We start from the raw sequence: 24,974 nt of genomic DNA, 5'->3' as shown, positions 1-24,974 counted from the left end.
CCGGATTCGGGTAGTCGGCTACTCGTGCCCGGCCGTGCGCACGGTGGCAATGTCGTTCTCAGGCCGGATCGTGTGATCTGGCCGCAGGGGATGAGTGTCGATGCGAACTACATCCCGGTCGATGGTGTCCGTGCTCGCCGGCGTGGTCGTCACGCTGGCGCTGGGCCTGTCCGCACCGGGTGCCGAAGCGGCGCCACAGCAGTCGGCGGCGCCGCTCGTGCGAGCCGTCCCCGAATTGCCGGACCCCGACCTGCCCGGGCAAGGCGACTTCAAGCTCCCCTCTCTGCCGCCGATCCCGACCATTCCCCAGTTGCCCACTGCACCGAACCCCACCATTCCCACGTGGACGCCCCCTGTTGCGACGATCCCGACCCCGCCCCCGTGGACGGACACCGAGACGACGGACCCGCCTGGCGCCACGGAGACCTCGCCGCGCACCGACGACACCGACGAGTCCGGCTCGCAGCACGGTGCGTCAACGCTCCCACCGGGCCCGACCGGTGCGTCGGCCGGAGCAACCGCGACCGCGAAGCAACCGGATCCACGCCCGACGCACACACCCGATCCGGGTCCGTCGAGCTCCGTCGGTCGGCCGATCCCGACCACCGACGAGGGCGGCACACCCGGCCCCGCTGGCTCCCCACCGGTCGCCCTGATCGCCCTGGCGGGGCTGACCTCCGTCGCCGCGGCCGCGGGCGCAGGGGCAACGGTGCGGGCCCGACGGGCAAGGCGGTGGCCGACCGAGCACGTGCACACCCAGCCGAGGCCGGCGCCTCCCGTCGTCGCGGTCGAACCGCCGCCGGGCCAGATGCACGGTCATTCCGTGCGCCTCGAGCCAAGGGAAGACGCCGGCCACCAGTTCATCGAGGAGAAGGACCGTGACCAGAACTGAGATCGTGACCAGATCGACCCTGCGCGCCACGGTGTTCGGGCAGCAGTCCGACGTCGCCCTGACCTCGCGCATGAAGCCACACCTGCCGCCGACCGGGATGACCCCGGTCCGGGTGACCACCACGCGCGCGGTGCCTCGCTCGGCGCTGCGGCTGATCGACAGCCGCATCCTGAGCACCGCGTTGCGATTTCTCGATCAGGACCCCTGCCCCCTGCTGTTGGCCGGCCTGAAGAAGTACCGGGCCCTCGCCGAGGCCGCGCGCGTCACCGCTGCCGCGCCCGGTCGCGAGGAGGTGGTGATGCTGGTCGATCCCTACCGCGTCATCTCCGAGCACCGGCCGGAGGTGGCGCTGCTCATCGACGGCACCGAGGTCGCCAGGGTCGGATTCGACCTGCGGATCGCGTTCGGCATGTGCGAGACGGCGGTCGCGGTGCGGCTCGGGGCGATCGATTCCGTCGACTGTGAGGCCGGAGCGGTGTCCGTGGATCTGTCCGTCCCCGGCGGCGAGAAGCTGCTGCACGGGGAGGCCGAGTACTCGGTGCGGCGCGAGCTGCGGCCACCGGTCGTGATTCCGGTCGATCCACGCGCCTGACCGTCGCCGGTGAGCGACTCAGCCGCGGGACTCCGGTCGGTCCAGGACCCGCAACCAGCTCCCGTCCGGCTGCCGCCGGACCACCTGCACCCGACCGCCGGTGTCGTCCGCGGGCCGCGTGGAGGTCATCGCCAGGTCACCACTGCGCACCGTCGGCATCGGCTCCTCGACCTCGAAGTGCGGCCGGTTCGCCAGGAGCTGCTCGATGACGGTGCGGATCGCGTCCCGGCCCACGGTCTCACTACCGGGCGGGAAGGCCAGCACGGCGTCGGGCTCGTACAGCTCGGCAACCCCGGCCGCGTCACCCAAGTTGGCTCGTTCGACAAACATCCGGGCCAGATCCTCTGGAGTGGTTGCCTTTTCGCGTACTGCGGTCATCGCGTTCTCCCTCTTGCTCGCTCCGCACGGAGCTGGTGTGCCTGACCACTCCATCCTGCGAGGACCACGGCAATAAGTCCAAGAACTGGTTTGTCTCGTAGCTAGAATCTTTGGTTATGGAACTTCGCCAACTGGAGTACTTCGTCGCGGTGGTCGAGGAGGCAAATTTCACCCGGGCGGCGGAGCGGGTGCACGTCGCCCAGCCGGGCGTCAGCGCGCAGATCCGCCGGCTCGAACGCGAACTGGGACAGGAATTGCTTGACCGCTCGGGCCGCACCGTCCGGCCGACCCCCGCGGGCGAGGCGGTGCTCCCGTACGCCAGGGCGGCCCTTGCCGCCGTGGCGGGGGCGCGCGCCGCCGTCGACGAGCTGGCCGGACTGATTCGCGGGCACGTTTCTGTCGGGATGGTCACCGCGGGCCCGACGGTCACCGTCGCGGACATGCTGGCCGGCTTCCACGCCGAGCATCCCGGCGTCGGCATCTCCCTCTCGGAGGACACCTCCGAGCGGCTACTCGGCGCGCTGCGCGAGGGACGGCTCGACGTCGCGCTCGTCGGGCTGGCCGGACCGCCGCCACCGGGGGTGTCCGTTCACGTCCTCGTGGACGAGCCGTTCGTCGCCGCGGCACCGCCGGACGACCCGTTGGCCGCCCGCGACACCATCACCCTCGAGGCGCTGTGCGACCGCGAACTGATCGCCCTGCCCCGCGGCACCGGCCTCCGCACTGCCCTCGACACCGCCTGCGCCCGAGCGGGATTCACGCCCCGCGTCGCGTTCGAGGCGAGCGACCCGAACGTCCTGGCACGGCTGGCGGCGCGCGGGCTCGGGGTGGCCGTCCTGCCGACGACGGTCGCGGCCGCGCACGCGAGCGCACTGCGGGCCGTCACCATCACCCGGCCGGGGCTGCACGGCCGCATCGCGCTCGCCTGGCGCTCGGACGGCCCGGCCAGTTCGGCGGCGGCTGCGCTGATCGGGCACGCCCGGCTGACCCTGCCTACACGTCAGAGCACCGACGCGCGATCGATGTCCGACACGTCCGCGCCTGCCGCCTCGAGCCGCCGGAACAGCTGATCGGTCCCGTTGGCGGACGAGAACTCGAGCTCACTGTCGCTGATCGGCACCGCCTGCAGCCAGGTGTCGACGCTCTCCTCGGTGTCGACCAGGATCTCCAGGTCCGGCCAGATGAACGGCACGACCAAGAGCAGGTGCTTCATGGTCCGCTCCGGGTCCACCTCGCGGATCGCATTCGGGATGATGCAGTTCGGCGTCAGGTGGAACGACCCGGACGCCACCGCGAAGGCACACTGCGCGAGCACGTCGGCCAGCGCCCGGTAGTCGGCGCGACCGACCGTGACCAGTTCGGTGCGGATCGGCCTGCCGTCGTCGGTGGTGACATTCGTCGGGAAACGGGACATGTCCAGCGTCGCGTACGAGGCGTAACCGGGCCCGGGGCAACCGTCCCCGACGGCGATCGACACCTCGTCCGGGGTCTCGCCGTCGGCGTCCGCGTCGACCGCGGCCCGGAATCGCAGCACCTGCGGCAGCCCGCCGAACACCGCCCCGATCCGGCGTGCGGCTTCCATGACCTCGTCGCTGGCATCCATGACGGGCAAGCCTAGTGCGCCGCCCGGAGGCCGGTCGGCCCGGACGCTACCGGACGAGCGCAAGCCGATCCGTGCCCCGATCAGTGGACGGTTCCGTGGTCGCCACGGATGTGCACGGCACCCGCCGCGGGAGATGGTGATGGCACGTCCGATTCACCCCCACGACATCCGCATCGGCTCCGACCGCCGACCATCTCACCGAAGGAACAGCCATGACCTCCATCGACCTCATCACCCTCGAAGTCTCCGACCCCACTGCCGCCGAGGCCTCCTACACCGCCGCCTTCGGCTTGGGCGACAGGGTGCGGGTCCGCGCCTCCGAAGCACCGACCACCGGCTTTCGCGGATTCGTCATGTCACTCGTGGTGGGCCAGCCGAGCACCGTCGACAGCCTCGTCGGCACCGCACTCGACGCCGGCTTCACGGAGCTGAAGCCGGCGAAGAAGAGCTTCTGGGGGTACGGCGGCGTGGTCCAGGCCCCCGACGGCGCGATCTGGAAGATCGCGACGTCGCAGAAAAAGGACACCGGCCCTGTCACCCGTGAGGTCGACGACGTCGTGCTGTTGCTGGGCGTCGAGAATGTCAAGGCGAGCAAGCAGGCCTACGTCGACCGCGGGCTGTCCGTGGCGAAGAGCTTCGGCAGCAAGTACGTCGAGTTCGCCACCCCCGGATCGCCCGTCCGACTGGCGCTCTACGGACGCCGTGCCGCGGCCAAGGATGCAGGCGTCTCCCCGGATGGCACCGGATCGCACCGAATCGCCATCGGCAGTGACGCCGGAACCTTCACCGACCCCGACGGCTTCGCCTGGGAACGGGCCTGACCACAAACGCAGGCCGCCTGCCACTGCATCCAGTGGCAGGCGGCAAGGCGTCAGACCGACTCAGCCGAGCGCACGCAGCCGCGGCGCCAGGTCGCGCTCGAACAGCTCGAGGAAGCGGCGCTGGTCGTGGCCGGGGGCGTGGAAGACCAGGTGGTTCAGGCCTGCGTCCACGTACTGCTTGACCTGCTCGACCGCCTCGTCCGGATCGGAGGCGACGATCCACCGCTTGGCGACCTGCTCGATCGGCAGCGCGTCCGCGGCCGCCTCCATCTCGATCGGGTCCTCGATGGAGTGCTTCTGCTCGGCGGTCAACGACAGCGGCGCCCAGAACCGGGTGTTCTCCAGTGCCAGCTCCGGATCCGTGTCGTAGGAGATCTTGATCTCGATCATCCGGTCGATGTCCGCGGTCGTGCGGCCGACCTTCTCCGCACCCTCGGCGACGGCGGGCATCAGCTTCTCGGTGTAGAGGTCCATGCCCTTGCCCGAGGTGCAGATGAAGCCGTCACCAGCACGGCCCGCGTACCGGGCGACCACCGGACCGCCTGCCGCGATGTAGACGGGGATGCCACCCTCGGGGACGTCGTAGATCGAGGCGCCCGCGGTGCGGTAGTACTCGCCCTCGAAGTCGACCCGCTCGCCGGTCCACAGCTGACGCATCAACTGCACCGACTCGCGCAGCCGCGCGAACCGCTCCTTGAACTCCGGCCACTCGCCCTGGTAGCCGGTGGCGATCTCGTTGAGGGCCTCACCGGTGCCGACGCCGAGCATGATGCGTCCCGGGTACAGGCAGCCCATCGTCGCGAATGCCTGCGCCACGACGGCCGGGTTGTAGCGGAAGGTCGGGGTCATCACCGAGGTGCCCAACTGCAGGGTGGTGGTGCGCTCGCCGACGGCGGTCATCCATGCGAGCGAGAACGGCGCGTGTCCGCCGTTGTGCCGCCACGGCTGGAAGTGATCGCTCACCGTCGCGCTGTCGAGGCCGTGCGCCTCGGCAAGCACGGCGAGTTCCACCAACTCGCGCGGCCCGAACTGCTCCGCAGAAGCCTTGTACCCGAGCTTGAGAGCCACCGTTCCTCCTAGCGAGTGCTACCCGTCACAACCGAGACTCACTATGCACGGGACATTCTCGGCCCGCCACGGGGGGTCGGGTTCGCCTCGGCGTTGCCCGCTCAGAGCGCCCCGATCACCGTCACCACCGCGGTGAACCCCGCAACCAGCGACACCGCGACCGCGAACAGCCACAGCTCCCTGGCCTCGGGCATCGGCGCACCGCGCTCGAGCGCGTGCCGGACCTGCAGCCAGCGCCGCATCCCGACCAGCGAGGCGGCCACCGCCAGCAGGATCAGGATGAGCCCGAGCAGGGTCCGCACCCACCCGGTGCTGAAGTCGGGCACCAGGTGGACCATCGCGATGCCACCGGCCAGGAACCCGAGCGAGGTCCGCATCCACGCCAGGAAGGTCCGTTCGCTCGCCAGGGTGAACCGCTCGTCGGGCCGCTCGATTTCCGCCACGGGGTGATCTTCGCATCGGCCGAGGCACCGGCGGCGAATCCGCGCCGGTTCGCGCCCCACCCTGTCGCGTTGTGGGCCACAATGAGCAGTGATCTGTAACACACCGCGACTGTTCTGTGATCCAAGGTTTCAGAGATCCATTCCCAGGTGCACCACCGAGGAGGACATTTCCGTGACCCGAACGACAACGAACGGCAGATCCGGGAAATACCTACGCCGCGCACTCGCCGGCACCGCGCTGGCGGCCTGCCTCGCGACCTTGCCCGTCGCCCCTGCCCTTGCCCAGCCGGGCAGCTCGGGGAGTGCAGGCAGCTCGGGGAGCGCGGGCAGCTCCGAGTTCGCCCTGCCCATCTCGAGCCCCGCCGGCCTCATCGCACTGGCCGCGGCCACCACCCAAACCGGCAAGCCCTACCTCTGGGGCGGCACCGGCCCCAACGCCTGGGACTGCTCGGGCCTGACCCAGTGGGCGTTCCGGCAGGCCGGGGTGCAGCTGCCACGGGTCAGCCAGCAGCAGGCGTGGGCAGGCAACCCCGTCCCCGCATGGGCGATGGCCCCCGGCGACATCATCACCTTCCGCGCCGCGAACGACCACGTCGGCATCTACGCGGGCTTCGGGCAGGTCTTCAACGCCTACGGGGCAGGCGTGCCGATCGGGCTCACCCCGTTGTCCGAACTGCCCCCGATCAACCAGGTCCGCCGATTCTGACGACCCTCCGAGACGAGGGCACCGGCGAGCAAGGGGTGGTCACGGGTCACAATTGACCCGTGACCACCGACGAGCGGAACACCGGCTGGACCTACCTCATGGACATGGACGGGGTCCTCGTCCACGAGGACCACCTGATCCCGGGGGCCGACGAGTTCCTGACCGAACTGCAGGCGGCGGGCACCCCGTTCGTCGTGCTGACCAACAACTCGATCCGCACTCCCCGCGACCTCCGCGCCCGCCTCGCGCAGACCGGCCTCGACATCCCGGAGGAGGCGATCTGGACCTCGGCGCTGGCGACCGCCACCTTCCTGCGCACCCAGCGCCCGAACGGCAGTGCCTATGTCGTCGGCGAGTCCGGGCTCACGACCGCCCTGCATGACATCGGGTACGTGCTCACCGATCGCGATCCGGACTACGTGGTGCTGGGCGAGACCCGGACCTACTCGTTCGAGGCGATCACCACCGCGATCCGGTTGATCGAACGCGGCGCCCGGTTCCTCGCCACCAACCCGGACGCGACAGGGCCCTCGCGCGAGGGCTCGCTGCCCGCGACGGGGTCGGTGGCGGCGCTGATCACCAGGGCCACCGGGCGCGAGCCGTACTACGTCGGCAAGCCGAACCCGTTGATGATGCGTTCGGCGCTGCGGGCAATCGGCGCGCACTCCGAACACACCCTGATGATCGGCGACCGGATGGACACCGACGTCGTCTCCGGCCTCGAGGCCGGGCTGCAGACCATCCTCGTGCTCACCGGCATCTCCACCCGCGAGTCGGTCGAGATGTTCCCGTACCGGCCGACGCGCGTCATCGAGTCGGTGGCCGACCTGGTCGGCCGCACCGCGAACCCGTTCGAATAGGCGCTGCGCGCCCGTGCGTGGTTGACGAGTCCAGGGACTCGTCAACCACGCACGGGCGGCGGAGCCGCCTAGCGCAGCGCGTTGTCCAGGTCCGACAAGAGGTCGGCCGTGTCCTCGAGCCCGACGGACAGCCGGACCACGCCGTCGGTGAGCCCAACGGCCGCACGGCCTTCCGGGCCCATCGCGCGATGCGTGGTGGTGGCCGGGTGGGTGATCAGCGACTTGGCGTCACCGAGGTTGTTCGAGATGTCGATCACCCGCAGCGCGTCGAGCACCTCGAAGGCCCGCTTCTTGGCCTCGGAGTCCGGCGCGTCGAGCTCGAAGGTGACGACGGTGCCGCCGCCGCTCATCTGCCGCTTGGCCAGATCGTGCTGCGGATGCGATTCGAGGTACGGGTACTTCACCCAGCGCACCGACTTGTGCCCCTCGAGGAACCGGGCGATCTGGAGCGCCGAGTCGACCGAGTGCCGCACCCGTACCGGCATGGTCTCGAGTCCCTTGAGCAGCGTCCAGGCGTTGAACGGGCTCAGCGCGGGACCGGTGTGCCGCATCAGGTTCTGCACCGGACCCTCGATGTAGTCCTTGGGCCCGAGGATCGCGCCGCCGAGCACCCGGCCCTGGCCGTCGATGTGCTTGGTGCCGGAATACACCACGATGTCCGCACCCAGGTCGAGGCTGCGCTGCAACAGCGGGGTGGCGAAGACGTTGTCCAGCACCACCTTTGCTCCCGCCGCGTGCGCCAGCTCGGAGACCCGGGGGACGTCCACCAGCGACTGCATCGGGTTCGACGGGGTCTCGAAGAACACCGCGGTGGTCGGCACCGACAGCGCCTGCTCCCACTGCTCGAGGTCCTCGCCGTCGACGAAGACGGTCTCCACGCCCCAGCGCGGCAGGATCTCGTTGCACACCACGAAGCAGGAACCGAAGAGGCTGCGCGCCGCGACCAGTCGGTCCCCCGCCTTCAGCAGCGCACCGAGCGCGGTGAACACAGCCGACATGCCGCTGGAGGTCCCGAAGCAGGCCTCGGCGCCCTCGATCAACCGCAGCCGCTCCTCGAACATCTTCACGGTCGGGTTGCCGTAGCGGGAGTAGACGAAGTGGTCGACCTCGCCGGTGAACGCCTGCTCGGCCGCGCCGGCGGACTCGTAGACGAAGCCGGAGTTGAGGAACAACGCCTCGGAGGTCTCCTCGAACCCGGTGCGCATGACCCCGCCGCGCACGCCGAGCGTGCCGAGACCGACGTCCGGTGGGAGCTCGCGCTGGAAGGCCCCGCCCTGCGGGATGCCACTCACGACTGCCGCCACGGGAGTCCGAGCGCGCGCCAGCCGGCCGCACCGCGGTGGCCGTCGGCGTCAAGGCCGCCCTCGAAGCCGTCGAGGACGTTGTACGACGGCGCGATCCCGGCCGCGGTCGCGGCCTCGGCAGCGCCGATGGAGCGCTGACCGGACCGGCACAGGAACACCACGGGACGCTCGCCGGTGATACCGGCCTCCTTGAGATGGTCGACGAAGTTGTCGTTCCTGGCCCCTCGCACGCTCACCCACTCGATGAACACCGGATGTTTGCCGAGCTCAGAGGTGTCGGGAACACCAACGAACTTCCACTCGGCGTCGGTGCGGACATCCACGAGGACCGCCTCCGGATGCTCGCGCAGCAGGTCCCATGCCTGCTGCGGGGTGATGTCGCCTGCGTAGCTCATGGCATCAGTTTTTCACAGCCCGCGAATCCGTTCACGCTGCGGCGGCACCTTGCCCGCGCGCACCAGCCAACCGGGTTCTGACAAGGATTCCGCTCAGCCTGATCGGGAGGGTTGCGCACACGCCTGCCGCTCCCGTAGTGAGGGACACAAGCAACAGTTGTGACCCCCCAACCGGGGGCTGCCTAGCGGCGGGGCGCCGGAGGGCGCAGGATTGACAGTTGCGGTTCGGGGCTCTTGCCTCGGACGACCGGTCGGAGTGTGCTTAGCCTAAGCTGGAAGCCGACCGGTGGGCCCGAGAACGGCCTGACCACTGCTCGAAACCGCTAGCGACTGCTTGCAGGTCGCTCGAAAATGACCGACTGTCCGCACATCGAAAAGGTAGTTCGCTCCCGATGACTCAGACCCGTCCTTTGCGCGTGGCCATCGTTGGTGCCGGCCCTGCCGGTATCTACGCCGCCGACGCCCTCATGAAGTCCGATACTGCCTCCGGACGCGGCGTGTCGATCGACCTGTTCGAGCGGATGCCCGCCCCGTTCGGCCTGATCCGCTACGGCGTCGCCCCCGACCACCCCCGCATCAAGGGCATCATCACCGCCCTGCACAAGGTGCTCGACAAGCCGCAGGTCCGTCTGCTCGGCAACATCGACTACGGCACCGACATCACCCTCGACGACCTGCGCACCTTCTACGACGCGGTCATCTTCTCCACCGGCGCCAACGCCGACCGCGCCCTGAACATCCCTGGCATCGACCTCGACGGCAGCTACGGCGCCGCCGACTTCGTCTCCTGGTACGACGGCCACCCCGATGTCCCGCGCGCCTGGCCGCTGGAGGCCGAGAAGGTCGCCGTGCTCGGCGTCGGCAACGTCGCCCTCGACATCGCGCGCGTGCTCGCCAAGACCGGCGACGAGCTGCTGCCGACCGAGATCCCCGCGAACGTCTACGAGGGCCTGAAGAACAACAAGGCCGTCGAGGTCCACGTCTTCGGCCGCCGCGGCCCTGCGCAGGCCAAGTTCACGCCGCTGGAGCTGCGCGAGCTCGACCACTCGCCCACCATCGAGGTCATCGTCGACCCCGAGGACATCGACTACGACGAGGGCTCCGAGGCCGCGCGCCGCGGCTCGAAGCAGGTCGACATGGTCGCCAACACCCTGCAGGACTGGGCCATCCGCGACCAGGGCGACCGCCCGCACAAGCTGTTCCTGCACTTCTTCGAGTCGCCGACCGAGGTGCTCGGCGAGGACGGCAAGGTCGTCGGCCTGCGCACCGAGCGCACCGAGCTGGACGGCACCGGCAACGTCCGCGGCACCGGCAAGTTCAACGACTGGGACGTCCAGGCCGTCTACCGCGCCGTCGGCTACCTGTCGCAGAACATCGCGAAGCTGCCGTTCGACGACCAGGCCGGGACCGTGCCCAACGAGGCAGGCCGGGTCATCGGCGAGGACGGCAACCACATCGCGGGCACCTACGTCACCGGCTGGATCAAGCGCGGCCCGGTCGGCCTGATCGGCCACACCAAGGGCGACGCCAACGAGACCATCGCCTGCCTGCTCGAGGACGCCCCCGACTTCGAGGGCGCACAGCAGCCCGAGGAGGACGCGGTCGTGGCGTTCCTCGAGGGCAAGCAGGTCCCGTTCACCACCTGGGACGGCTGGTACCGCCTCGATGCCCACGAGCGTTCACTCGGCGAGCCCGAGGGCCGCGAGCGCATCAAGGTCGTCGAACGCGAGGACATGCTGCGCGCCTCGCAGCAGTAGTTTCTTCACACAGAGGTGGCGTTCGGCCCGCTGAGCGGGCCGGACGCCACACTTTTTTCACCGACAAGGCATGCTCTTACCGTGTTTGACGCCCACGTACACATCATCGATCCCCGGTTCCCACTGGTGGAGAACGACGGCTACCTGCCGGAACCGTTCACCATCGCTGACTATCGCAAGCGGGTCGACGGATTCGGCGTGGACGGCGGCGCGGTGGTGACCGCGTCGTATCAGGGCACCGACCAGGCCTATCTGGTCGCCGCGCTGCAGGAGCTCGGCCCCGGCTGGGTCGGCGTGACCCAGCTCGCCGAGGACGCCACCGACGACGACATCCTCGAGCTGGACAAGGCGGGCGTCCGGGCACTGCGCTTCAATCTGCGCCGCAGCGCCACCGACCTGAAACTGCTGGCCACGCAGGCGCAGCGGGCCTGGGACCTGGTGGGCTGGCACGCGGAGTTCTACGTGGACGCGGCGCTGCTGCTGTCCCTGGAGCCGGTGTTCAAGAAGCTGCCCGCGGTGAGCATCGACCACCTCGGGATGTCCACGAGGGGCCTGCCCTACCTGCTGAACCTGGTCGACCGCGGCGTCAAGGTGAAGGCGACCGGCTTCGGCCGGGCCACCATCGACGACGTCGGCGACGCGTTGCGGCGCATCCACGCCGTGAACCCGGAGTCGTTGATGTTCGGCACCGACCTGCCCGGGACCAGGGCAAGACGGGCCTTCGAGGCCGCGGATCTCGACATCGTCGCGGCCGCGGTGGGCGACGACCTCGAGGCGGTCCTCGGCGGCAACGCCCGTGCCTGGTACCGCCTCACCTGACCGGGCGAGAGGTTCTCGCTACACGAAGATCGCCGCGGCCAGCCAGATCCCGGCCGCCAGGAGCGCGCCGAGCAGCTCAACCAGGATCGACAGCCCGACCGCCTTGGTCGCGTGCACGGTGGATCTCCAGGCATCCGAGTGCGTGCGGTGGCGGTGCACCTCCGCCAGGTAGGTGCCGAGCAGGAATCCGATCAGCAGGCCGACGACCGGGATCACGAAGAACCCGACGATGCCCAGCAGCGCGCCGGCGACCAGCGAACGCTTGGGTACGCCCGCGTCGCGCATCCGGCGGCCCGGCCAGGTGTACTTGACCACGCCCGACACGATCAGCAGCAAGGCCGCCGCGGCGAACACCGCCCACCCGGTCCCGGTGCCCTCGAGAATCGCCCAGACCGCGATGGCCCCCAGGATCAGCAGCGCACCGGGCAGGATCGGCAACACGACCCCGACCAGTCCCACCACGATCGCCAACCCGATCAGGACCTCGACACCGACGCTCACCGGCGATACTGTGCCAGACCGCTGCCCGGTACCGCCTCCTCGCACGCCACAATGGCCGGATGGATCTGGGGATCGACACCACGCTGACCCTGCTCGCCGCCGGGCTGATCTTCCTGCTCGCGCTCGGCCTCGGCGTGTGGAAGTACCGGCAGATGGCCCTGTCGGACAAACACCTCGCGCACCCTTACGTCGACATCGCGCACCGGGCGGCGCTGCTGTACTCCTTCGCCACCCTGCTCATCGCGGTGTTCGTCGAGCTCAGCGCCTGGCCGACGTGGGTGAACCTGACGGCAGCGGCGGTGACGGTGTTCTTCTTCGTCGCCGCGATCGCGAGCTACATCGTGCACGGCGCCAAGCGTGACACCACCAACCAGTTCGAGCACCCGGATCTGGGGCTGCGCCTGGCAATGATCGCGCTGATCGTCGGCGAGATGGGCGGTTTCGCGGTGCTGCTGGCCGGGTTCGTCCGCGGACAGCTGCTCGGCTGACCGCTACGCCGGGACCTGGTGCAGCGACAGCACATTCGCGTGCGGGTCCCGGAACCACGCGATCCGGGTGCCGTCGGGACCCGTCCAGGCGTCGTGCTCGTCCTGGTCCAGGCCCGGGTATTGGCTGAACTCCACGCCCTTGGACCGCAATTCCTCGACCGCCGCGTCCAGGTCGTCCATCTGCCAGCCGAGCACCGTGTACCCGGTGTCCGCCTTCGACTGGACCAGGGTGATCCGGAGTTCGACCCCGTTCCCACCGTCGACCACCAGAGCAAACGGGGTCCGTTCGGTGAGGGTGAGCCCCAGCGTGTCCACGTAGAACATCGCCGAGACGTCGAGGTCCGTGCTGGGCGCGAACGCCACGAGTCGACCGGGGAAGGCCATGGACTCACTCTGCTCGGCCGGTCGCGAACAGGCAAGACCCCCGCTCCTGCCGGTCCCCCTCGCGGCGATCCGTGACCCGCGGCACACACCCCCGCGGCCACGGGTTAACGTCTGTTAATTCACGCCATACCGTGCCCAGAACGAGGAGAATCCGTGTCCGCAGAAGACGTAAGGAAAGGCCCGCTCGCGGGCGTCCGCGTGGTCGAACTGGCAGGCATCGGGCCGGGACCGCACGCCGCGTTGCTGCTCGCCGACCTCGGCGCCGATGTCATCCGGGTGCAGCGCGCCGGGATGATCCCCGGCCCCGAAAAGCGTCACGACCAGACCCAGCGCGGCCGCCGGATCGTCGAGGCCAACCTCAAGGACCCGGCCGACATCGAGAAGGTCCTCGGCCTGCTCGAGCGCGCCGATGTGCTGATCGAGGGCTTCCGGCCCGGCGTCACCGAGCGGATGGGGCTCGGCCCCGACGTTGCGCTGGAGCGCAACCCGCGCCTGGTCTACGGCCGGATGACCGGGTGGGGCCAGGAGGGTCCGCTCGCGCAGTCCGCGGGTCACGACATCAACTACATCTCCCTGACCGGCGTGCTGCACGCCATCGGCCGCGAGGGCGAGCGCCCGGTGCCGCCCCTGAACATGGTCGGCGACTTCGGCGGCGGCTCGATGTTCCTGGTGTTCGGCATCCTCGCCGCCCTCGTCGAGCGGCAGAACTCCGGTAAGGGCCAGGTCGTCGACGCGGCGATGGTCGACGGCACGCTTGCCCTCTCGCACATGATCTGGAGCTTCCGCGGACAGGGCGTGTGGTCGGACGAGCGCGGCGTGAACATGCTCGACACCGGCGCCCCCTACTACGACACCTACGAGACGTCGGACGGCAAGTACATGGCCGTCGGCGCGATCGAGCCGCAGTTCTACGCCGAACTGCTGAAGCTGCTCGAGCTGGACCCGGCGGCGCTGCCCGGCCAGAACGACTTCACCGGCTGGCCCGAGCTGCGGAAGGTCTTCACCGAGACGTTCCTGTCCAAGACCCGCGACGAGTGGACCGCGATCTTCGACGGCACCGACGCCTGCACCACCCCGGTTCTGACCTTCGCCGAGGCGCCCGACAACGCGCACATCGCGGCCCGCGGTTCGCTCGTCGAGCTCGACAAGGTCACCCAGCACCGTCCGGCGCCGCGGTTCTCGCGGACGGAGACGGGCCTGCCGACTCCGCCGCCGCGCGCGGCCGTCGACGCGGACGACGTCTGGAAGTAGCGGGTCGCGATTTCGCACGCACGAGGGCGGGCGGGTTCCCATTTCGGGTGACCCGCCCGCCCTTTTCCTTCATCGAAGCCGGATCACGCGGGCGCCGTGAGCGATTCGAGGATCTCCCGGTAGTACAGATGCGCCATGAAGTGGCCGCCAGGACGCGTGTGCAGCCGCGCGCCGGGTATCCGCCTGGCCAGCTCCCTCGGCCACGCGCTCGGGACCAGTTCGTCGTCGTCGCCGTACCAGACGTCGACGGGCACGGTGAGGTCCTCTGGGCCGAATCCCCATGGCCGCGCCCAGGCGCGGTAGTCCTCCACCATCCCCCTGCCGCCGCGCAACGCCTCCCCGGTCATGGCGGCGAAGTTCGCCACGGGCTCGCCGAGGATCACCTCGGCGTCCGCTCGGCCGAGGCCCCTCGCCGAGACCCGGGTGAACAGCCTCGGCGCAGTCCTTGCCGTCACTCCCATCGCCTGGAACACCACCCGCGCGACCGGCGCGGCGCGCTGGGACAGCCGGGTGAACACGCGATCCATCGCTGGTAACCGGTCGAACACGCCGTCCTCGGTCAGTGGCAACGCCCCCGCGATGATGGCCACCCGGTTCAGCCGCTGCGCCAGCGCGAATCCGAGGGCCGCGGCGTACTGCCCGCCCATCGACCACCCCATCGCCGACATCCGGTCGACCTCGAGGCGATCGGCCAGCTCCCCCACGTCGCGCGCCCAGTCCAGCGGCGTCCGGCCCGGCACCTGATCGGAGAGACCGATGCCGGGACGGTCGGGCGAGATCAACCGGATCCCCGCGTCGCGGGCGACGGCCGACGCGGCCGACACGTCGAGCCGTCCCGCCAGCCCGCCGTGAGCGTTCACGACGACGAATCCGGCCGGGTCACCGTAGTCCGCGAAACCCAACCGACGGCCGTCGCGCAGGCGGATGACGCAATCGAGTGGTCCAACGTGATCTCGGCGCACCGGAACCTCCGTTGGCTCAACGCTAGATCCGTCGACCTCAGATCACCAGGGCCGGACGGTCCACCTCGGTGCCGCCTGCGAGCGCGCGGTACGCGGCGGCGATGCCCCTGACGGCGGTCCGGAGATCGTCCTCGCTGCGGGCATAGGGCAGTCGGAGGTACCGCTCGAACGCCCCCTCGATGCCGAAACGCGGACCGGCCGCGAGCAGCACGCCGTGATAGGGCGAGGTGGCGGCGAGCGCGGTCGACATCGGGCCTGGCAGCTGCATCCACAGCGCCATGCCGCCGTCGCCCGGCGTGCACCGCCAGTCGGGCAGATCGGTCGCGACCGCGTCCAGCAACGCGGCGCGCTGCCTGCGGAGCTGCTCGCGCCGTTCCGGCAGCACGTGATCCGCGGCCTCGAACATCGACACGGCAGCCAGCTGTTCGAGCACCGCGGTACCCAGGTCGAGCGCGGACCTGGCCGCCACCAGCGCGCTGATCAGGGACGGCTCCGCCCGGATCCAGCCGATCCGCAACCCGGACCAGAAGGCCTTGGAGGTCGAGCCGATGGTGACGACGTCCGCCCGTCCCGCGCCGCGCGCGAAGGCCGCGACCGGGGTCGGGGTCGGGGCGTCGAGCCCGAGGTCGGCCATCGTCTCGTCGATGATGAGCGTCATCCGGGTGTCCCGCGCGATGGCCACCAGCTCGGCGCGACCCTCGTCGTCGAGGCAGAAGCCGGTCGGGTTGTGGAAGTCCGGGATCAGGTACGCCAGCTTGGCCGCGGTCTGCCTGGCGGTACTGCGGATGCCGTCGAGGTCCCAGCCCCTGGTCTCCTGCCGGACCGCGACCGGCACCGGGCGCGCACCGGTCCGCTTGATCGCCTCGATGGCATTGGTATAGGTCGGGTGATCGATGAGGACGCGTTCCCCCGGCGCGGTCAGCAGGCCGAGCAGCAGGACCAGCGCGTGCTGCGCTCCCGAGGTGACCATGATCTGGTCCGGCGATGTCGGCAGCCCCCGCGCGCGGTATCGCTCGGCGATCGCCTCCCGCAGCACCGGCACCCCGACCGGTTCCAGACCGTGCCCGCCGAGGTATCCGGGCAACGCCTCGAGCCCCTCCTCGAACGCCCGTTGCACCGGCTCCGACGGCGCCGACATCGCGGCGCAGGTGAGATCGACGACGGGTCCGCCGTGCCCGCTGCCGAACCCCTTGTCGCGCAACGCCGCACCCGAGGAGCCGAGTTCGGGCAGCGCAACCGTGCTCCGCGAGCCCTGCCTGCTGACCAGATACCCCTCGTCGCGCAGCACCGCGTACGCGGAGGTGATGGTCGTCCGACTCAGCTCGAGGACGGCGGCCAGGTCTCGTTCGCTCGGCAGCGCCACCCCGAGTGGGATCCGCCCGTCCGCCACCAGCAGTCGCACGCTGTCCGCGAGCGCCCGGTAGGCCGGCCTGGCGATCCGCCGCCTGCCGTCCCGGTCATCGTCGTGCGCCTTCTTGGGGTCCCACTGCCCGAGGTCGCGCGCCAGCGTGGTCGCGCCGATCACCCTCATCGGGCCAGGCCCCGCGGACTCGACTCTTTCACAGTCATGCGGTCCAGTATTCGCAAAGTGGATGTTTATTGCAATACCAGTTGGGCGCACGATGGGGACATGTTCGCAGCACTGATCCTCACCGTCCTGGCCCTCGGCTCCGCGGGCCTGTTCGTCGCGGCGCGTCGGTCGAACGGCAACCGAATCTTCCACCTCGACCAGTTCCGCCCCGCCGCACCGCTGGCCGGACTCCTGCCGGAGGAGCGCGACGCGGCGCGCGCCCACCGCGACCTGCAGGCCGTGCAGTCGCGGCACGAGGCCGTCCTGACGGGCAAGGGCGCGCCGCACCACTGACCGCCCACGGCAACCAGTCCAGTTGCCCCCAACTGGACTGGTTGCCCCGGTGGAACCCGTCGAACACGGGCAATGCTGACGCATACTGGACCCGTGCGCTCACTCGAATTCGCCCTCTTCGACACCCCGGTCGGCCGGTGCGCGGTGGTGTGGGGCGAGCAGGGGATCGTGGGCTTCCAGCTACCCGAGGGCTCGGACGAACTGACCCGCGAACGGAACGCGCAGCTCTTCCCCGATGCCACCGAGGGGGATCCGGACTCGAGCCCGGCGGCCCGACGCGCGATCGACGGGGCCCTCTCCCTGCTGGCGGGTGTACCCGATCCCCTCACCGACGTGCAGCTCGACCTGCGCGCGATCCCGGACTTCGACCGCAGGGTCTACGCGGTGACCCGGGCGATCGAGCCGGGCGCGACGCTCACCTACGGTGAGGTCGCCGCCAGGATCGGCAGCCCCGACGCCGCCCAGGCCGTCGGTCAGGCATTGGGGCGCAACCCGATTCCGATCCTGGTCCCCTGCCACCGGGTGCTGGCCGCGGGCGGGAAGACCGGCGGCTTCTCCGCACACGGGGGCGCGGTCACCAAGCGCGCGCTGCTGACGATCGAGCGCGCTCCCGGCTTCGACGAGCCGACACTGTTCTGAACTGGGCCACTACGGGGCGCCGAACACCATCAGGCCGGGCACCCACCCAGCCACTTCGATTCATGCGGCGACCCTGATCGACACCGGGCGGGTACTCGCGCAGGATCGCGCGGAACAGGTAGTGCACTACCCGCGACTACGGGGACGATCCGTCGAAGAATCAGGATCGAGTCAGTTTCGATGTCCGAACGTCCCGGGGGGCCCGCTCAATGATCGTTTCCGCACTGTTCCAGGGGGATGGCGTGCTCGCCGCCATCGCCGCGGGCCTCGACACCATGTCGCGGACCAGGAACGACGCAGGCGATGCGGTGGGAAAGGTCCAGACAGCCCTGCTCTCATGGGACCCGACCAGCCTGCCCGTACACGGCATCGACAAGACCTACGGCAGCGAGACCGCGGCGGCGGTGCGCCGGTTCCAGCTCAGCGAGCTGGGGACCGCAGCGGCGACCGGCGAGCTCGGATCGCGGACGGTGCTCGGGCTCGACCAGGTGCAGGCCATCGCCGAGAACCCGCCTGCCCGGTCGGCGGAACGGGTCAGGCGCAACGTGTGGCGGCTGAGCACCGGCCGCGGCTGGGACCACACCCTGCTCGCCTACGCCCAGGCCGTTCGCACCATGCAGGCACGCCCGGCCGACGACCCGACCAGCTGGGACTTCCAGGCGAACCTGTACGGCGCCTACCGCGCCACCTTCGCCGATGCCGACCACAGCCACGACGGCAACCGGTTCTTCCTCCCGTGGCACCGGATGTACCTGTACTTCTTCGAGCAGATCCTGCGTGCGACCGTCATCGACAACGGCGGGCCCGCCGATTTCGCGCTGCCCTACTGGAACTACGGCAACCCGGAGCCACAGAGCACGCTCCCCTACCCGTTCCGCGACACCGGGCTCGACCTCCCGGACGGCTCACCCAATCCACTGGCGCTCTCCGCCCCGCTGCGCAATGCCGCCCTCATGGCGGGGGATCCGTTGAGCCCCACCATCACGTCCTCGTTCACCGCCATGTGGCAGCCGTCGTTCTCCGGCGCCATGCGCACCGGGTTCTCCGGGCAGCTGGAGAACATCCCGCACGGCGCGGTGCACGCGGCCATCGGCGGTGATCCGGGCGACGAACTCGGCGCGCTGATGAGCAATGCCCACTCCGCCGCGCGCGACCCGATCTTCTGGCTGCACCACGCGAATCTCGACCGGCTGTGGGTGCAGTGGCTCGAGCGTCACGCGAACCCGACCGATGGGGATTGGCTCGACGCCGAGTTCCGGTTCTACGACGCCGAGGGCCGACCCGTGAACTGCCCGGTCCGCGACGTGCTCGATCACGTCGATCGCCTCGGATACCGCTACGACGACCAGGCCCAGCTCCCCGTCCGGCCGCAGCGGGTGGTCCCGGTCGCGCCGAATCCCACGCTGGTCGCGTCGTCTCCTGGACCCACCGAGCTGACCGGACGGACCACAGTCGGGCTCGAGGTCTCGCCGAGCTGCCGCCCTGTCGTCGAGCACGCCCCGGACACCGCGGCCGCTGCCGGCTTCGGTGCGGTGCTGCTGACGGTCGACGGCCTTGCGGCACAGCGGAACCCGGGGTGCGTCTACCACGTGTACATGAACCTGCCCGACGCCGAGGTCGACGGCAAGCCCGAGCATCACCTCGCCGGGACCTTCTCGCTGTTCGGCGTTGACGCCGACGGGCGGCTCGGCTTCACCTTCGACATCACCGCCCTGGTGCAGGCGCTCGCGTCCGCCTACCGATGGGATCCGGCGGCGTTGACGGTGACGGTTCAGCCGGTGCACCCCACCACGAGGGCGCACGCCGGCGCCGTGGAGTCCGGCCTCCCCACGAAAACCACTCTGCCGCTACGGATCGGGCGCATCGGCCTCTTCGTCGGCTGATGCGCCCGGGCCGCGGGTCCTACCTCAGGACGTCGCGGCGGACGATGGTCTCGTCCCGGCCGGGGCCGACACCGATGCAGGAGATGTAGGCGCCCGAGAGCTCCTCGAGCCGCAGCACGTAGTTCTGCGCGTTCACCGGCAGCTCCTCGAAGGTGCGGGCCTGCGAGATGTCCTCCCACCAGCCCGGCATCTCCTCGTAGATCGGCTTGGCGTGGTGAACCTCGGTCTGCGACATCGGCATTTCCTCGTACCGCACGCCGTCGATCTCGTAGGCGACACAGATCGGCACGGTATCCAGGCTGCTGAGCACGTCCAGCTTGGTCAGGAAGTAGTCGGTGATGCCGTTGACGCGCGTGGCGTAGCGGGCGATCACGGCGTCGAACCAGCCGGTGCGCCGCGCGCGACCGGTCGTGACGCCGACCTCGCCGCCCTGCTTGGCCAGGTACTCGCCGTGGTTGTCGAACAGCTCGGTCGGGAACGGGCCCGAGCCGACGCGGGTGGTGTACGCCTTGAGGATGCCGAGGACCGTGGTGATCTTGGTCGGCCCGATGCCCGAACCGACCGCCGCACCACCGGAAGTGGGGTTGGACGAGGTCACGTACGGGTAGGTGCCGTGGTCGACGTCGAGCAGCGTGCCCTGCGACCCCTCGAGCAGCACGGTCTCTCCCGCCTCGAGCGCCTGGTTCAGCTGCAGCCGGGTGTCGGCGATCCGGTGCTTGAAGCCCTCCGCCTGGCCGAGCACCTCCTCGACGACCTGCTGGGCGTCGAGCGCCTTGCGGTTGTAGATCTTGACCAGGACCTGGTTCTTGTACTCCAGGGCCGCCTCGACCTTCTGGGTGAGGATCTTCTCGTCGAGGACGTCCGCGACACGCACGCCGACGCGGGCGATCTTGTCCTGGTAGCAGGGCCCGATTCCGCGCCCGGTGGTGCCGATCTTCTTGGCGCCCAGGAAGCGTTCGGTCACCTTGTCGATGGCCACGTGGTACGGCATGATCAGGTGCGCATCGGCGCTGAGCAGCAGTCGACTGGTGTCGACGTTGCGCTCTTCGAGGCCCGCGAGCTCGGTCAGCAGCACGCCCGGGTCGACCACGACGCCGTTGCCGATCACGTTGGTCACGCCGGGGGTCAGGATGCCCGACGGGATCAGGTGCAGCGCGAACTTGTCGCCGTTCGGCAGGACCACGGTGTGACCCGCGTTGTTACCGCCCTGGTAGCGCACCACCCACTGCAGGCGTCCGCCCAGTAGATCGGTCGCTTTGCCCTTGCCCTCGTCGCCCCACTGGGCTCCGATCAAGACGATTGCCGGCATGACGTTGACTCCTACGGTTGACGGGCATCTGTGCATGTCGCAGCGCAGAGGCCAGCCGTCCGCGGACAGTGGCCGAAAGGACAGTTTAGTCCAGCCTCGGACCCGAACCGGCCGCGCATCACCGGACCGCCCCGAGACGGGTCGGATGACGCCGACCCAACCCACTACTCTTGCCCCATGACCAGCGATGAAGCACGTCGCCTCACCCTGGGCGAGATCATCAGGCGACAGCGGGAAATGGCGGAGCTCCCGATGCGCCAACTGGCCGCGCTGGTGGGGATCTCGAACCCGTACCTGTCGCAGATCGAACGCAATCTCCGCGAACCGAGCGACCGCGTGCTCGAGGCGATCGCGGAGCAGCTCCACCTGTCCGCGGATGTCCTGACGGCGGAGGCGCGTCGCGATGAGCCCGAGGACCTGCCGGAGATGGTGCGCCACATCCGCCGAGATCCGGATCTGACGAAGGCACAGCGCCTGGCCCTCGAGGAGATGTACGAGACGTTCCGCGACGTCACCAGGGCCAAGCGGCGGCGAGGGACGCGCACCGAATGACGCGGCGCGTTCTGCCGCGAACGCCCCGCGAACGCCCCGCGAAGAGAGAACGCCCGGCACAGTCGGATGACCGTACCGGGCGCTCGGGCCGGGCTTCACATCTGCGCGTGGATCACTTCATGGCTTCGCGCGCGAGCGCGGTTGCCGCCGAACTGAAATCCTTGACGTAGGACGTGTGGGCCTTGGTCAGGGTGCCCACCCAGTCCAGCCGGGTGGCGGCGCCGATCCTCTCCTCGATGGCGAGCAGGTCCGCGAGGCCGGACTCGTAGGCGTCGAGCGTGATCGTGCCGGTCCGCTTCGCCGCCTCGACGACCGCCTCGTTGAGAGCGACGATCCGGTCGGCATTCCCTCCTGCGATCTTGGCGAAAGCGGCGACGCCGTCGGCCGCGGCGGCCGTGGCAGTGGCAGCGGCGGTGGCCTCGGTGTTCGGCGTGGTCTTCTGGGCGGTCATTTTCGTCTCCTGGTGTCGAATCGGTGGATTGTTAGCAGATTAGCAGAATGACTGCTAACAATCGTGGGCCGGGTGCTGTCTCGGGGCACCGGACCCTCATTCGCGGACGTAGGTGCCCGGCGCCTCACCGAGGACAGGATGATGTTCGCTCCCCATCCGCGGCGGCTTCCGCATGGCGCCGGCCCGGACGGAGGACCACGAGGCCCAGTCCTCCCACCAGGAACCTCGATGACGCTCGGCCGCATCCCGCCACGCGGCGGCGTCGGCCGGCAGCACCGGATGCTCGTCGGCTCCGGGCCCGCCGACCACCTCGTGCCAGCTGCGGTCGCCCGGCGGGTTCACGATGCCCGCGATGTGCCCACCGTTCGACAGCGCGAAGCGCACCTCGCCACCCATCAACCCGACTGTCGCGTAGGACGATTCCCACGGCACGATGTGGTCGTTGATCGCGCCCACCACATACGTGTCGCAGCCAACGGCGCCCAGGGAAAGGGTGCGGCCGCCCATCTCGAGCTCCCCCTTGGCCAGCTGGTTGTCGCGGTACAGCGTCCGCAGGTAGTCACAGTGCATGGCACCCGGGATCCGAATGGAGTCCTCGTTCCACGCCAGGATGTCGAAGGCATCAGGTCGCTCACCCTGCATCCACCGGCTGACCCAGTAGTTGAAGATCAGGTCGTTGGCCCGAAGGAGGTCGAAGGTGTCGCCCAGGTCCTGGCCGGCCAGGAACCCGGTCGCGCCTGTGCGGATCTCGACCCGCTCCAGCGTCTCCGGATCGGTCATGAACCCCATCTCGCCCGGTTCGCTGTAGTCGAGCAGGGTGTTGATCAGCGTGAGCGTGCCGATTCGGCCCTCCCCACCCGCCGCGAGATAGGCCGCCAGCATCGTGGCGAGCGCCCCACCCGCGCAGATCGCGACCAGGTCGACGCGGTCGGACCCGCAGATCTCGGCGACGGCGTCGACGGCCGCCCGAGGGCCGCACTGCAGATAGTCCTCGAACGTCGCGTCGCGCATCGACTCGTCCGGGTTGCGGTACGAGATCGCGAACACCGATCGTCCCTGTCCCAGCGCCCATTCGACGAAGCTGCGCCCGGGAGCGAGGTCCGCGACGTAGTACTTGTTGATCCACGGGGGGTTGATCAGGACGGGCGTTTCGTGGACCTCGGCGGTGCGCGGCTCGTACTGGATGAGCTCGATCAGATCGTTGCGGAAGACCACCTTGCCCGGCGTCGCCGCGAGATCGGCTCCGAGCACGAACGCGTCCCGGTCCACCTTCAACGGACGCCCGCCGCGGCGGAGCAGGTCCTGGGCGGCGAGCCTGGACCCGCGCACCACGCTCGCTCCCCCGGTCTCGAACGCCCGGACGAGGACGGCCGGGTTGGTGACCGGGATGTTCGTGGGTGCGCAGAGGTCGACGAGCAGATGGGCGAGCTTGCGCGCCTTGCCGTCCTCGAGCGGGTCACCCGCCCCGGCGTCGACGAGATCGTCGAGGTAGGCCGACGTGGCGAGGTACGACTGCCGCAGCGCGAAGAAGGCCGGGTTGTCGTGCCACGCGGCGCTGTCGAACCGCCTGTCCCGCGGGTCGAGTGGCATCGGCGGGGTCACCTCGCGCTCCGCCATGACCTGGGCCGACGCCACCGGGATCCGGGCCATCCGAGACGCCCACCGACCGGTGGCCGCGGCGACGCCTGCCGGGTTCCGCACCGCACGCCCGGCCACTGCGGCCGTCGCACCCGACCAGCCCAGCGGATCCAGCCTGGCCGCAAGGGAATTCGGAAGTCGCTCAAGCATCGATGCCTCCGTAGTACCGCAGCAGCATCTCGGCGACGCACACCGGCCGCGGGACCCCGTCCGCCTCGAACGTCAGTCGCACCGTGAGCTGGTAGCCCCCGTCACACGGCTCCACGGTCAGGAATTCGGCGGTCGCGCCGATCCGCGAGCCGACGGGCACCGGCGCGGGGAACCGGACCTTGTTGAGTCCGTAGTTGAGGACCTGCTCGCAATCGGTGACCTCGAGGATGCCCCAGAACAGCTCGACCGCCAGCGACAACGTCAGGTACCCGTGCGCGATCGTCGTCCCGAAGGGGCCGTCCTTGGCCCGCTCGGGGTCGATGTGGATCCACTGATTGTCACCCGTCGCCTCGGCGAACTTGTCGATTCGATCCTGCGGGATCTCGACGGTGGCCGACGACCCGAGCCGGGTGCCGGCCAGCCCGGGCAGCTCACCCATCGTGACCGTGCGGGTGGTGGTGGCAGACGCCATTGATCCTCCTGGAGATGAATTCATGATGCGCGATCGCAAGCAGGAAATCACGCGCGATAATTCCGTACATCGACAGCACGTTATTAACCGGCCCCCAATGAAACAGCGCGTGCTCACCGCCGAGATTAATGACGCCCGACCCAGGATCCGGAACCCATTCCACTGAGCGGGAGCATTACATACAACCAGGTGAATACCGGTTTTTGAGGTAACAGTAAAGATCGGTACCGCATTCTTCAGGTCACAGTTAAATGAGAAATCTGGATGCGCCAAATAACATTAGCCAAGCGAACAACTGCCCAACCATAATTGAACAAGCGACCACATCGAGACGAAATCGACGATGCCCTTATTTTGGACATTCGACCAATTCGCGAGCGCAGCGTGACATCGATTGACACCGGCCCGAAGTGAGGCAAGGCTCATTACCGCTCCCCCCGCCCGTGACGCCGCCCCTGACTCGAAACGGATCGCCCTGTCGGTGCCGAGGCACGGCCGGGTTTCACCCCGCCGTCCGGCGATCCGAGAGGGCAGCGTGATGGCGATGCGAGGAAAGCAGACCGGATCGACCTGGGTGGTGGCGCTCGGCACGGTGCTCGCGGTCACCTCCGCGTGTTCCTCGCCGACGACAGGTGACTCGCCCGAGGCGCTGCCGGGCAATCGCTATGCGCAGTCGAACCTGGCCGCGACCGGCGACCTGTACGCCGCGCCCTTCACCATCTCGTCGATGGTCAACGCGTGGGGCGTGGCCATCCGGCCCAAGGGCGCTGGCGGCCACTTCTGGGTGGGCGC

The 24,974-nt window shown here is 69.5% G+C and carries 28 protein-coding genes and 1 pseudogene; 15 read left to right on the top strand and 14 right to left on the bottom strand.

The genetic code is table 11. The features are described 5' to 3' along the window. Positions 1-100 precede the first annotated feature (100 nt). Positions 101-892, top strand: a complete 792-nt coding sequence (locus tag RM1_RS20175; protein WP_143069496.1) for a hypothetical protein — start codon at positions 101-103, stop codon at positions 890-892. Further along, entirely contained in the window at positions 879-1,484 is a 606-nt protein-coding gene (locus RM1_RS20170; protein ID WP_143069497.1) for a hypothetical protein, read from the top strand. Before RM1_RS20175 ends, RM1_RS20170 begins: the two co-directional genes overlap by 14 nt. Before the next feature lie 18 nt (positions 1,485-1,502). Here RM1_RS20170 and RM1_RS20165 read toward each other — a convergent pair whose 3' ends face one another. After that, on the bottom strand, positions 1,503-1,862 hold the full coding sequence (locus RM1_RS20165; protein WP_072753488.1) for a YybH family protein: 360 nt from the start codon (positions 1,860-1,862) through the stop codon (positions 1,503-1,505). A gap of 116 nt (positions 1,863-1,978) precedes the next feature. On the opposite strand from RM1_RS20165, the gene RM1_RS20160 reads away from it, so the two are divergent. Then, positions 1,979-2,932, top strand: coding sequence for a LysR family transcriptional regulator (locus tag RM1_RS20160; RefSeq protein ID WP_072753487.1), 954 nt, complete (start codon positions 1,979-1,981; stop codon positions 2,930-2,932). On the opposite strand, the gene RM1_RS20155 is transcribed toward RM1_RS20160, so the two are convergent. Beyond that, positions 2,863-3,465 carry a suppressor of fused domain protein gene (locus RM1_RS20155; protein ID WP_072753486.1) on the bottom strand — a complete coding sequence of 201 codons (603 nt, stop codon included), beginning with the start codon at positions 3,463-3,465 and terminating at the stop codon, positions 2,863-2,865. The genes RM1_RS20160 and RM1_RS20155 overlap by 70 nt on opposite strands. Positions 3,466-3,677: 212 nt before the next feature. Here RM1_RS20155 and RM1_RS20150 point away from each other — a divergent pair, with 212 nt between their 5' ends. Then, positions 3,678-4,286 (top strand): VOC family protein, encoded by a 609-nt coding sequence (locus tag RM1_RS20150; RefSeq protein ID WP_072753485.1) that lies wholly within the window; start codon positions 3,678-3,680, stop codon positions 4,284-4,286. Between the two features lie 60 nt (positions 4,287-4,346). Here RM1_RS20150 and fgd read toward each other — a convergent pair whose 3' ends face one another. Both fgd and RM1_RS20140 read right to left on the bottom strand, forming a co-directional pair. Further along, on the bottom strand, positions 4,347-5,354 hold the full coding sequence (fgd, locus tag RM1_RS20145) for a glucose-6-phosphate dehydrogenase (coenzyme-F420) (RefSeq protein WP_072753484.1): 1,008 nt from the start codon (positions 5,352-5,354) through the stop codon (positions 4,347-4,349). Positions 5,355-5,455: 101 nt separating this feature from the next. Further along, positions 5,456-5,797: a YidH family protein gene (locus tag RM1_RS20140; RefSeq protein WP_072753483.1), complete on the bottom strand. Its 342-nt coding sequence runs from the start codon at positions 5,795-5,797 to the stop codon at positions 5,456-5,458. A 238-nt stretch (positions 5,798-6,035) separates the two neighbouring features. Here RM1_RS20140 and RM1_RS20135 point away from each other — a divergent pair, with 238 nt between their 5' ends. Further along, a complete protein-coding gene (locus RM1_RS20135; protein WP_072753520.1) occupies positions 6,036-6,503 on the top strand; it encodes a C40 family peptidase in 468 nt (155 codons plus the stop codon). Positions 6,504-6,601: 98 nt separating this feature from the next. Further along, complete coding sequence (locus tag RM1_RS20130) at positions 6,602-7,363, top strand: HAD-IIA family hydrolase (RefSeq protein ID WP_072753519.1); 762 nt, start codon at positions 6,602-6,604, stop codon at positions 7,361-7,363. Positions 7,364-7,431: 68 nt separating this feature from the next. Here RM1_RS20130 and RM1_RS20125 read toward each other — a convergent pair whose 3' ends face one another. Both RM1_RS20125 and RM1_RS20120 read right to left on the bottom strand, forming a co-directional pair. Continuing rightward, a complete protein-coding gene (locus tag RM1_RS20125; protein WP_072753518.1) occupies positions 7,432-8,655 on the bottom strand; it encodes an O-succinylhomoserine sulfhydrylase in 1,224 nt (407 codons plus the stop codon). Next, positions 8,652-9,062 carry a rhodanese-like domain-containing protein gene (locus RM1_RS20120; protein WP_072753482.1) on the bottom strand — a complete coding sequence of 137 codons (411 nt, stop codon included), beginning with the start codon at positions 9,060-9,062 and terminating at the stop codon, positions 8,652-8,654. The genes RM1_RS20125 and RM1_RS20120 overlap by 4 nt, the downstream gene beginning before the upstream one ends. Before the next feature lie 392 nt (positions 9,063-9,454). On the opposite strand from RM1_RS20120, the gene RM1_RS20115 reads away from it, so the two are divergent. After that, complete coding sequence (locus tag RM1_RS20115) at positions 9,455-10,819, top strand: FAD-dependent oxidoreductase (protein ID WP_072753481.1); 1,365 nt, start codon at positions 9,455-9,457, stop codon at positions 10,817-10,819. 81 nt (positions 10,820-10,900) lie between these two features. Beyond that, positions 10,901-11,638, top strand: a complete 738-nt coding sequence (locus RM1_RS20110) for an amidohydrolase family protein (RefSeq protein WP_027502506.1) — start codon at positions 10,901-10,903, stop codon at positions 11,636-11,638. An 18-nt stretch (positions 11,639-11,656) separates the two neighbouring features. Here RM1_RS20110 and RM1_RS20105 read toward each other — a convergent pair whose 3' ends face one another. After that, entirely contained in the window at positions 11,657-12,139 is a 483-nt protein-coding gene (locus RM1_RS20105) for a DUF456 domain-containing protein (protein ID WP_072753480.1), read from the bottom strand. A gap of 59 nt (positions 12,140-12,198) precedes the next feature. Between RM1_RS20105 and RM1_RS20100 the strand changes: the two genes are divergently transcribed. Continuing rightward, entirely contained in the window at positions 12,199-12,627 is a 429-nt protein-coding gene (locus RM1_RS20100) for a hypothetical protein (protein WP_072753479.1), read from the top strand. Between the two features lie 3 nt (positions 12,628-12,630). Here the strand turns inward: RM1_RS20100 and RM1_RS20095 are convergent, their stop codons facing one another. Beyond that, a complete protein-coding gene (locus RM1_RS20095; RefSeq protein WP_072753478.1) occupies positions 12,631-13,011 on the bottom strand; it encodes a VOC family protein in 381 nt (126 codons plus the stop codon). 153 nt (positions 13,012-13,164) lie between these two features. On the opposite strand from RM1_RS20095, the gene RM1_RS20090 reads away from it, so the two are divergent. Then, complete coding sequence (locus tag RM1_RS20090) at positions 13,165-14,262, top strand: CaiB/BaiF CoA transferase family protein (RefSeq protein ID WP_072753477.1); 1,098 nt, start codon at positions 13,165-13,167, stop codon at positions 14,260-14,262. An 83-nt stretch (positions 14,263-14,345) separates the two neighbouring features. On the opposite strand, the gene RM1_RS20085 is transcribed toward RM1_RS20090, so the two are convergent. Then, the gene (locus RM1_RS20085) at positions 14,346-15,224 is read right to left on the bottom strand and encodes an alpha/beta hydrolase (RefSeq protein WP_072753476.1); all 879 of its coding nucleotides are present in this window, start codon (positions 15,222-15,224) and stop codon (positions 14,346-14,348) included. 37 nt (positions 15,225-15,261) lie between these two features. Beyond that, positions 15,262-16,755 (bottom strand): MocR-like transcription factor YczR, encoded by a 1,494-nt coding sequence (gene yczR / locus RM1_RS20080; protein ID WP_072753475.1) that lies wholly within the window; start codon positions 16,753-16,755, stop codon positions 15,262-15,264. 99 nt (positions 16,756-16,854) lie between these two features. On the opposite strand from yczR, the gene RM1_RS20075 reads away from it, so the two are divergent. The 3 genes from RM1_RS20075 (at position 16,855) to RM1_RS20065 (ending at position 19,610) form a co-directional block, all read left to right on the top strand. Further along, a complete protein-coding gene (locus tag RM1_RS20075; protein WP_072753474.1) occupies positions 16,855-17,088 on the top strand; it encodes a hypothetical protein in 234 nt (77 codons plus the stop codon). A gap of 72 nt (positions 17,089-17,160) precedes the next feature. Continuing rightward, the gene (locus tag RM1_RS20070; RefSeq protein ID WP_072753473.1) at positions 17,161-17,727 is read left to right on the top strand and encodes a methylated-DNA--[protein]-cysteine S-methyltransferase; all 567 of its coding nucleotides are present in this window, start codon (positions 17,161-17,163) and stop codon (positions 17,725-17,727) included. A 209-nt stretch (positions 17,728-17,936) separates the two neighbouring features. Further along, positions 17,937-19,610, top strand: a complete 1,674-nt coding sequence (locus RM1_RS20065) for a tyrosinase family protein (RefSeq protein ID WP_072753472.1) — start codon at positions 17,937-17,939, stop codon at positions 19,608-19,610. Between the two features lie 19 nt (positions 19,611-19,629). Here the strand turns inward: RM1_RS20065 and RM1_RS20060 are convergent, their stop codons facing one another. Continuing rightward, on the bottom strand, positions 19,630-20,919 hold the full coding sequence (locus RM1_RS20060; RefSeq protein WP_072753471.1) for an adenylosuccinate synthase: 1,290 nt from the start codon (positions 20,917-20,919) through the stop codon (positions 19,630-19,632). Between the two features lie 177 nt (positions 20,920-21,096). Between RM1_RS20060 and RM1_RS20055 the strand changes: the two genes are divergently transcribed. After that, positions 21,097-21,471, top strand: coding sequence for a helix-turn-helix domain-containing protein (locus RM1_RS20055; RefSeq protein WP_072753470.1), 375 nt, complete (start codon positions 21,097-21,099; stop codon positions 21,469-21,471). A gap of 112 nt (positions 21,472-21,583) precedes the next feature. Here the strand turns inward: RM1_RS20055 and RM1_RS20050 are convergent, their stop codons facing one another. From RM1_RS20050 to RM1_RS20040, 3 genes are all read right to left on the bottom strand, one after another. Next, positions 21,584-21,922, bottom strand: a complete 339-nt coding sequence (locus tag RM1_RS20050; protein WP_072753469.1) for a hypothetical protein — start codon at positions 21,920-21,922, stop codon at positions 21,584-21,586. Positions 21,923-22,018: 96 nt separating this feature from the next. Next, on the bottom strand, positions 22,019-23,710 hold the full coding sequence (locus RM1_RS20045; protein ID WP_072753468.1) for a PHA/PHB synthase family protein: 1,692 nt from the start codon (positions 23,708-23,710) through the stop codon (positions 22,019-22,021). Then, positions 23,703-24,182 (bottom strand): MaoC family dehydratase, encoded by a 480-nt coding sequence (locus RM1_RS20040; RefSeq protein ID WP_072753467.1) that lies wholly within the window; start codon positions 24,180-24,182, stop codon positions 23,703-23,705. The genes RM1_RS20045 and RM1_RS20040 overlap by 8 nt, the downstream gene beginning before the upstream one ends. A 544-nt stretch (positions 24,183-24,726) precedes the next feature. On the opposite strand from RM1_RS20040, the pseudogene RM1_RS20035 reads away from it, so the two are divergent. Beyond that, positions 24,727-24,974: pseudogene (locus tag RM1_RS20035) on the top strand (TIGR03118 family protein); the annotation flags it as partial.

The organism is Rhodococcus maanshanensis NBRC 100610 (assembly GCF_001894865.1).
Lineage (GTDB): Bacteria > Actinomycetota > Actinomycetes > Mycobacteriales > Mycobacteriaceae > Rhodococcus_G > Rhodococcus_G maanshanensis.
Note: the sequence above shows the minus strand (reverse complement) of the source record. Positions and strands in the feature narration are given on the sequence as shown.